General features: G+C 40.0%; 10 protein-coding genes. 1 reads left to right on the top strand and 9 read right to left on the bottom strand.

The features are described from left to right. On the top strand, positions 1 to 231 hold a 231-nt coding region (locus tag O3658_RS05175), incomplete at its 5' end, for a hypothetical protein (RefSeq protein ID WP_371559762.1). Between the two features lie 103 nt (positions 232 to 334). On the opposite strand, the gene rpsR is transcribed toward O3658_RS05175, so the two are convergent. The 9 genes from rpsR to O3658_RS05130 all read right to left on the bottom strand — a co-directional run bounded on the left by rpsR (position 335) and on the right by O3658_RS05130 (position 7,097). Next, positions 335 to 574 (bottom strand): 30S ribosomal protein S18, encoded by a 240-nt coding sequence (rpsR, locus tag O3658_RS05170; RefSeq protein ID WP_000068664.1) that lies wholly within the window; start codon positions 572 to 574, stop codon positions 335 to 337. A 32-nt stretch (positions 575 to 606) separates the two neighbouring features. Then, complete coding sequence (gene ssbA / locus O3658_RS05165; protein ID WP_000609604.1) at positions 607 to 1,077, bottom strand: single-stranded DNA-binding protein SsbA; 471 nt, start codon at positions 1,075 to 1,077, stop codon at positions 607 to 609. Between the two features lie 11 nt (positions 1,078 to 1,088). Continuing rightward, positions 1,089 to 1,379, bottom strand: coding sequence for a 30S ribosomal protein S6 (gene rpsF / locus O3658_RS05160; protein ID WP_001151786.1), 291 nt, complete (start codon positions 1,377 to 1,379; stop codon positions 1,089 to 1,091). Positions 1,380 to 1,507: 128 nt separating this feature from the next. Further along, positions 1,508 to 2,164 carry a CBS domain-containing protein gene (locus tag O3658_RS05155; RefSeq protein WP_371559756.1) on the bottom strand — a complete coding sequence of 219 codons (657 nt, stop codon included), beginning with the start codon at positions 2,162 to 2,164 and terminating at the stop codon, positions 1,508 to 1,510. Between the two features lie 354 nt (positions 2,165 to 2,518). Further along, a complete protein-coding gene (locus tag O3658_RS05150; protein WP_000062228.1) occupies positions 2,519 to 3,229 on the bottom strand; it encodes an ABC transporter ATP-binding protein in 711 nt (236 codons plus the stop codon). Then, positions 3,229 to 3,993: an ABC transporter ATP-binding protein gene (locus tag O3658_RS05145; protein WP_001185990.1), complete on the bottom strand. Its 765-nt coding sequence runs from the start codon at positions 3,991 to 3,993 to the stop codon at positions 3,229 to 3,231. The genes O3658_RS05150 and O3658_RS05145 overlap by 1 nt, the downstream gene beginning before the upstream one ends. Continuing rightward, on the bottom strand, positions 3,993 to 4,949 hold the full coding sequence (locus tag O3658_RS05140) for a branched-chain amino acid ABC transporter permease (RefSeq protein WP_371559753.1): 957 nt from the start codon (positions 4,947 to 4,949) through the stop codon (positions 3,993 to 3,995). Before O3658_RS05140 ends, O3658_RS05145 begins: the two co-directional genes overlap by 1 nt. Before the next feature lie 3 nt (positions 4,950 to 4,952). After that, complete coding sequence (locus O3658_RS05135; RefSeq protein WP_000941435.1) at positions 4,953 to 5,822, bottom strand: branched-chain amino acid ABC transporter permease; 870 nt, start codon at positions 5,820 to 5,822, stop codon at positions 4,953 to 4,955. A gap of 114 nt (positions 5,823 to 5,936) precedes the next feature. Further along, positions 5,937 to 7,097: an ABC transporter substrate-binding protein gene (locus O3658_RS05130; RefSeq protein WP_281334786.1), complete on the bottom strand. Its 1,161-nt coding sequence runs from the start codon at positions 7,095 to 7,097 to the stop codon at positions 5,937 to 5,939. Positions 7,098 to 7,159: the final 62 nt, after the last annotated feature.

The raw sequence follows: 7,159 nt of genomic DNA, 5'->3' as shown, positions 1-7,159 counted from the left end.
TTTTTCAGTGGGCTCCAGGGTCTTAATTCGCTTTCTTATTTTCAAGCTCATGAAAAAGAGGGCCACTCGGACTCAAACTCGCTCTCTCATTTCAAAGCTCGTGAAAAAAAGACCCGTCGGGGTCTTAATTCGCTTTCTTGTTTTCATGCTCATGAAAAAGAGGTCCACCCGGACCTCAACTCGCTTTCACATTTCTATGCTCGTGAAAAAAAGACCCACTCGGGGTCTTAATTCGCTTTCTTATTTTCAAGCTCATGAAAAAGAGGTCCCCCGGACCTCAACTCGCTTTCACATTTCTATGCTCGTGAAAAAAAGACCCGTCGGGGTCTTTTCTTTAATCTTCGTTTACGAAAGGCATCAAAGCCATTACGCGAGCGCGTTTGATAGCTGTTGTTACTTTACGTTGGTTTTTAGCTGAAGTTCCTGTTACACGACGAGGAAGGATTTTCCCACGTTCTGAAACGAAACGGCTAAGAAGCTCAGTATCTTTGTAATCAACATATTCAATTTTGTTTGCTGCGATGTAATCAACTTTTTTACGGCGTTTGAATCCGCCACGACGTTGTTGAGCCATGTTTTTTTCTCCTTTATAGTATTAATTGTCCATTAGAATGGTAAATCATCATCTGAAATATCCAAAGGATTCGTTGTTCCGAATGGATTTTCATCACGTGAAAAGTCAGGCACTGATTGAGTAGGTGCTGAATAGTTTGAACTTGGTGCAGAATAAGCTCCACCAGTATGTCCTTCACGCACACTACGGCTTTCCAACATTTGGAAATTCTCAGCCACGACTTCCGTCACGTAGACACGTTGTCCTTGCTGGTTATCGTAACTACGAGTCTGAATACGACCTGTCACCCCGATAAGTGAGCCTTTTTTAGCCCAGTTAGCAAGGTTCTCAGCCTGTTGACGCCACATAACGACATTGATAAAATCAGCCTCACGTTCGCCATTTTGACTCTTAAATGTACGGTTTACTGCAAGAGTAAAAGTCGCAACTGCTACATTTGATGGGGTATAACGCAACTCAGCGTCACGAGTCATACGCCCTACAAGTACAACATTGTTAATCATAATCTACCTTCTTACGCGTCAGTTTTGACGATCATGTGACGAAGAATGTCAGCGTTGATTTTTGAAAGACGGTCAAACTCTTTAAGAGCTGCATCATCGTTTGCTTCAACGTTAACGATGTGGTAAAGTCCTTCGCGGAAATCTTGGATTTCGTATGCAAGACGACGTTTTTCCCATGTTTTTGATTCAACAACAGTTGCACCGTTGTCAGTCAAGATAGAGTCAAAACGTGCTACCAAAGCGTTTTTCGCTTCTTCTTCAATGTTTGGACGAATGATATAAAGAATTTCGTATTTAGCCATTGATATGTTCCTCCTTTTGGTCTAATGACCCCAAGACATTGCAAGGGGTAAGTGAGGTTTGCTCACAATAAATTATTATACTAGAAAAAAATTTTTTTAGCAAGTAAAAACTGCTTCTATTTTATTTTTTACAGTTTTTTTGCTAAAGTTTGTGTAATTTCTTCAACCTGAATATTCTCAGATTCAAATTTCTGTTTAAAGTTAGCTAGATCAACCGTTCCCTCAATTTGAACTTCGATAACAATCTTACCATCTTTACGTGGAATATTAACAGTATGAGAAATATTTAGATTTTCCTCAACGATTAAAGAAACAATCTTACCAAGTACCCCAACTTCATTTTCTGTGATAAAACGAACACGGATTCCCTCTTCGCCATAACCAGAAATTTCAAGAAATGCTCTGAATACATCACGGTCAGTAATGACACCATAGACTTGTCCATTATCGATAACTGGCAAGATTCCAATCTTATTTTTCAGCATAAGGTAGGTTGCATCTTCCAAACTTGCATAACCTGAGACAGTTACAACATCACGAATCATGACGTCCTTTACTTTTGTTTTATTGAGCAAGTAATTCATCTCGAAAATTGAAAGACTCGTTGCTTTTGACGGACTGGTTTCAGCAATTGTTCCTTCTGTTACTAGACCAACTAATTTATCATTTTCAATAACAGGAAGACGATGCAAACCTTGTTCGCGCATCAAGTCTGCTGCATGTGCTACAGTCGTATCTGGGCTAATATATACGACCTTTCGTGTCATAAAATCTTTAACTGCCATAGGAACTCTCCTTTATGTTTATAGCTTTATTATACACTTTTTACGAAAATCAATCAAACGCTTTCATCTCTTTTTCAAGATTCTGAAAACTCTGAAATACTATAAAAAGAGCCCTAGATTAGAGCCCTCAATCTTATGATTATGTAATTTGTTTGGTAATCTTTCCCGCGCACTAACACAATCCACTGGTTCTGATGATTGCCAAGCAATCTCTATCCGCCGACTAAAAAGGTCCCACGGACTAATGTGGATTGCTGGCGCAATCCTTATTCGCAACCTAAACTAGTCTCCCAGACTATGCGAAGATTACTACGTAATCCTTATCCGCCGACTAAAAAGGTCCCCCAGACCTTTTTAGCCACCTAGATATGCTTTTCTGACTTCGTCTGATGCTGCGAGTTCTTTACCTGTTCCTGATAGGACAATCTTTCCTGTTTCAAGAACATAGCCTCGATCTGCGATGGCAAGTGCCTTATTGGCATTTTGCTCGATCAAAAGAACAGTTGTACCTTGTTTTTGAATATCTTGGATGATATCAAAAATTTCTTGGATGAAAATTGGAGCAAGTCCCATTGATGGTTCATCTAAGAGAAGAAGTTTAGGTGTTGACATAAGCGCACGTCCCATAGCAAGCATCTGCTGTTCACCACCTGATAGGGTAGCTGCATCCTGGTTTTTACGTTCTTCTAAACGCGGGAAACGTGAAAATACTTTTTTCAGATTTGCTTGATTTTCTTCACGATTTTTCTTAAGGAAGGCTCCCATTTCCAAGTTTTCCATAACTGTCAAACCAGGGAAGACGTGACGTCCTTCTGGTACTTGAGAAAGTCCTGATGCCACAATTTTTTGTGCGGGCATCTTTTGGATTTCTTGTCCTAAAAATTCAATCCGACCAGAACTTGGACGAACAAGGCCTGATAAGGTACGAAGGATGGTTGTTTTACCAGCACCGTTTGCACCGATAAGGGAAACAACTTCTCCTTCATTTACTTCAAAGCTCACATCACGTACAGCTTGAATCATACCATAGTGTACTGAGAGGTTTTCAACTTTTAACATAGACATTAGGCTTCACCTCCTAGATAAGCTTCGATAACACGTTTATTACTCTTGATTTCATCTGGTGTCCCGTGTGCAATCAAACGACCGTACTCAAGAACATAGATACGCTCCGTAACTTCCATAACCAAGTTCATATCATGTTCAATCAGCATGATAGTAATCTTGAATTCATCCTTGATGCGACGAATCAATTCAGTCAATTCTGCAGTTTCTTGTGGATTCATACCCGCTGCAGGCTCATCCAAGAAGAGGATTTTAGGTTCTGTAGCAAGAGCACGAACAATCTCTAAGCGACGTTGTTGACCATAGGCTAAATTTTTAGCTAGAGTTTCAGCATCTCCATCCAAATCAAAGATTTTGAGTAATTCTAAGGCTTTAGCTTTCAATTCTTTTTCATTCTTATAAAAAGCTGGTAAGCGCAAGAAACTTGCAAAAACATGTTGTTTATGATGATTACTAAATGCAATCAGAACGTTATCCAAAACTGTCAAGTCCTTGAAAAGGCGGATATTTTGGAAGGTACGCCCTAAACCAAGAGAAGCGATTTTATAGGGTTGCTTGCCATTTAACAAGTGACCATCCAAGGTTACTGTCCCTTCGCTTGGTTCATAAACACCTGTCAACAAGTTGAAGAGGGTTGTTTTCCCAGCACCATTCGGCCCAATCAAACCAACAAGTTCACCTTCGTTCAATTCAAGAGTGACATCCCCAACGGCTGTCAGACCACCAAAATGTTTGGTTAAATTTTTCACTTCAAGTAATGCCATTAGTTTTGTCCCTCCTTCTTACCTCTTTTAAAGAGACGTGATAGGCTCAATTCCCAAGTCCCAAGAAGACCACCTGGTCTGAAGATCATAACGAGTACTAAGGCCAAAGCATAGATAATCATACGAACGCTGGCTACGTCTTGAAGGAGCATGTTCAAGATTCCAAGCACGATTGCCGCAACAATTGCCCCTGTAATGGAACCTAAACCACCGAACACAACGATAATCAAGACATTGATAGAGTTGATAAACGTATAATCTTTTGGTACGACTGATCCAATAAATCCTGACTGAAGAGTACCTGCGATACTTGCAGTAACAGCACCAAAAACAAAAGCAATGATTTTAATTTTTGTAGTATTTACCCCTACTGACTCAGCAGCAATCTCATCTTCACGAACTGATAAGGTTAAACGTCCGATAGGACTGCGAAGGAAATTAAGAGTGGCAATCGTTGTAATCACAGCAAAGAAATATACCATTTGCCAGGTTGTAAAGTTAGGAATCCCCAAAATACCAGCAGCACCGTTTGTAAGGCTTCCACCATTAATAATGAAGATACGAATAATTTCAGCAACACCAAGTGTCGCAACCGCGAGATAATCCCCTTTCAAACGTAGGGTAGGAATTCCAACGATCAAGGCAACCAAACCAGCAATAATGGCACCGAGCAACATAGCTCCAAAGAATGCACCATAGGTTGGAGATTTTGATCCGATAATGGCTGCTGCATAGGCACCAATAGCCATAAATCCAGCATGTCCAAGTGAAAACTGACCAGAGAACCCAACGATTAGGTTAAGACCTACTGCTAGAATAATATTGATACCGATTTGTTCAATAATCTGAATATGGAAAAGGTTCAAGACTCCTACTGAAACCAATAGGCTAATCAAACCATATCCAAGCAACAAAAGGAATAACCATAGAATATTAACTTTTAAATTTTCTTTCATTGTTTACACCTTCTCTTTCACATTCTTACCGAGGATACCAGCTGGACGAACAATCAAGATTAAGAGCAAGATTCCATACACGATGGCATCACGGAAATCTGACATTCCGAAGGCGGTAGCAAATGTCTCCAAAAGACCAATAACAAAGCCACCCAGAGCTGCACCAGGGATGATTCCGATACCACCAAGAACGGCAGCCACAAATGATTTAATACCTGGAGTCATTCCCATCAATGGTTCAAGAGAGTTATAGTAAAGTGCAATCAAGACACCCGCTGCACCAGCTAGAGCTGAACCCAATGCAAAGGTAAAACTGATTGTACGGTTCACGTTAATCCCCATCAGCTGAGCAGCATCACTATCTACAGAAACGGCACGCATGGCTTTCCCCATTTTGGTTTTTTGCACGATGAGTTGTAGAAGAACCATCAAAACAAGTGAGACAGTCAAAATCAACAATTGAATATTTGTTAGACTAATTGGTCCCAAGTCATAACGAACTGTTTGGATTGCTTGAGGGAAGGCACGTGTATTGGCGCCTACCAGATAGACCATCCCATACTCCAGTAAGAAGGAAACCCCGATGGCTGTAATCAATACAGAGATACGAGTTGAATGACGTAATGGACGATAAGCAAGAAACTCAATGATAACACCGAGAATTGCCGTTCCGATCATCGATAAGATCAAGGCTACAAAGAAATTTAATTGCAAGGAATTAATCAAGAAATAACCCATGAAAGCACCCATCATATAAATATCACCGTGGGCAAAGTTAATGAGCTTGATAATTCCATAAACCATAGTATAACCTAGGGCTAGCAGCGCATAGACACTCCCCAAGATTAGACCATTGACAAGTTGTTGAAGCATATGGTTCACTCTTTCTAAGTTTTATTTTTTAGGATTTTTATAAAAAATAATCCTTTCATAAACACCGAAACAGGGAGTGAGTAAAAGCTCATTCCCCATTTCCTGTATCTATAATTATGGTTTTACGACTTCTGCCGCTTCTACTTTACCATTATTCATGGTCATCATGAAGGCTGTTTTCACAGTGTTGTGATCTGCATCAAAGCTTGTTTGACCTGTAACACCTTCAAAGTTTTGTGTTTTAGCAAGATTGTTCTTGATATCAACTGAAGTTTTTGCACCTTTTGCTGCATTAGCTACAAGGTAAACTGAGTCATAAGCAAGAGCTGCAAATGTTGAAGGATCTTCGTTGTATTTTGCACGGTAAGCTTCAAGGAAGGCTTTTGCTTTTGCTGAAACCTCTACAGTAGTTGAGAAACCTGAGATGAAGTAGATATTTGATGCGCGTTCAGCTGTTGCTTGTTGAACAAACTCTGCACCGTTGAATCCATCACCACCAATGATTGGTTTATCAATTCCCATACCACGAGCTTGGTTTACAATCTTACCAGCTTCTGTGTAGTAACCTGGCAATACGATTGCATCAAAGTCTTTATCTTTGATTTTTGTCAAAGCTGCTTGGAAGTCAGTGTCACCTGATACAAACGTTTCATCTGCTACGATTTCGCCTGAGAATGAATCACGGAATGATTTTGCAATTCCTTTAGCGTAGTCGCTTGAGTTATCAGTATACAAGACAACTTTCTTAGCGTTCAACTTGTTTGTAACATAGTTAGAAATAATTTTCCCTTGGAAGCTATCTTGGAATGTTCCGATGAAAAGGAAATCTTGACCTTTTGTCAAACCATCTTGAGTAGCACTTGGAGAAATCAATGGAACCCCAGCTTGTGTAGCATTTGCTACTGCTGCTGCAGTTGCACCTGAAGTTGCAGGTCCTACGATTGCTGCTACTTTAGATTGAGTCACAAGGTTTGTTGAAACTGAAGCAGCTTCAGCAGTTTCAGATTTGTTATCTTTGTCTACTACTTCGATCTGTTTTCCATCGATACCACCTGCTGCGTTGATTTCATCAACTGCAAGTTGAGCACCCTTTTGCTCAGATGTACCGTAAGATGCTACAGCACCAGTTTCTTCAAAGTTGAAACCGATTTTAACGACTTTCTCATCCACTGGGTTACCAGTCGAATTTGAAGCTCCTGTCTTCACTTCTCCACAAGCTGCTAAAACAGCTACACTTGCAAGAGCTACAAGTGATAAGGCAAATTTTTTCTTCATGTTTTTGTCTCCTTATTTCTTAAATAAATAGCATGTTAAGAATATACCGAATTATCAGAAAA

The organism is Streptococcus sp. 27098_8_69 (assembly GCF_041432445.1).
Taxonomy (GTDB): domain Bacteria; phylum Bacillota; class Bacilli; order Lactobacillales; family Streptococcaceae; genus Streptococcus.
Note: the sequence above shows the minus strand (reverse complement) of the source record. Positions and strands in the feature narration are given on the sequence as shown.

Excerpts from the sequence above, each read along its gene's own strand:
- rpsR (WP_000068664.1), bottom strand. The coding sequence starts at position 574 with ATGGCTCAACAACGTCGTGGCGGATTCAAACGCCGTAAAAAAGTTGAT.
- ssbA (WP_000609604.1), bottom strand. The coding sequence starts at position 1,077 with ATGATTAACAATGTTGTACTTGTAGGGCGTATGACTCGTGACGCTGAG.
- rpsF (WP_001151786.1), bottom strand. The coding sequence starts at position 1,379 with ATGGCTAAATACGAAATTCTTTATATCATTCGTCCAAACATTGAAGAA.
- O3658_RS05155 (WP_371559756.1), bottom strand. The coding sequence starts at position 2,164 with ATGGCAGTTAAAGATTTTATGACACGAAAGGTCGTATATATTAGCCCA.
- O3658_RS05150 (WP_000062228.1), bottom strand. The coding sequence starts at position 3,229 with ATGTCTATGTTAAAAGTTGAAAACCTCTCAGTACACTATGGTATGATT.
- O3658_RS05145 (WP_001185990.1), bottom strand. The coding sequence starts at position 3,993 with ATGGCATTACTTGAAGTGAAAAATTTAACCAAACATTTTGGTGGTCTG.
- O3658_RS05140 (WP_371559753.1), bottom strand. The coding sequence starts at position 4,949 with ATGAAAGAAAATTTAAAAGTTAATATTCTATGGTTATTCCTTTTGTTG.
- O3658_RS05135 (WP_000941435.1), bottom strand. The coding sequence starts at position 5,822 with ATGCTTCAACAACTTGTCAATGGTCTAATCTTGGGGAGTGTCTATGCG.
- O3658_RS05130 (WP_281334786.1), bottom strand. The coding sequence starts at position 7,097 with ATGAAGAAAAAATTTGCCTTATCACTTGTAGCTCTTGCAAGTGTAGCT.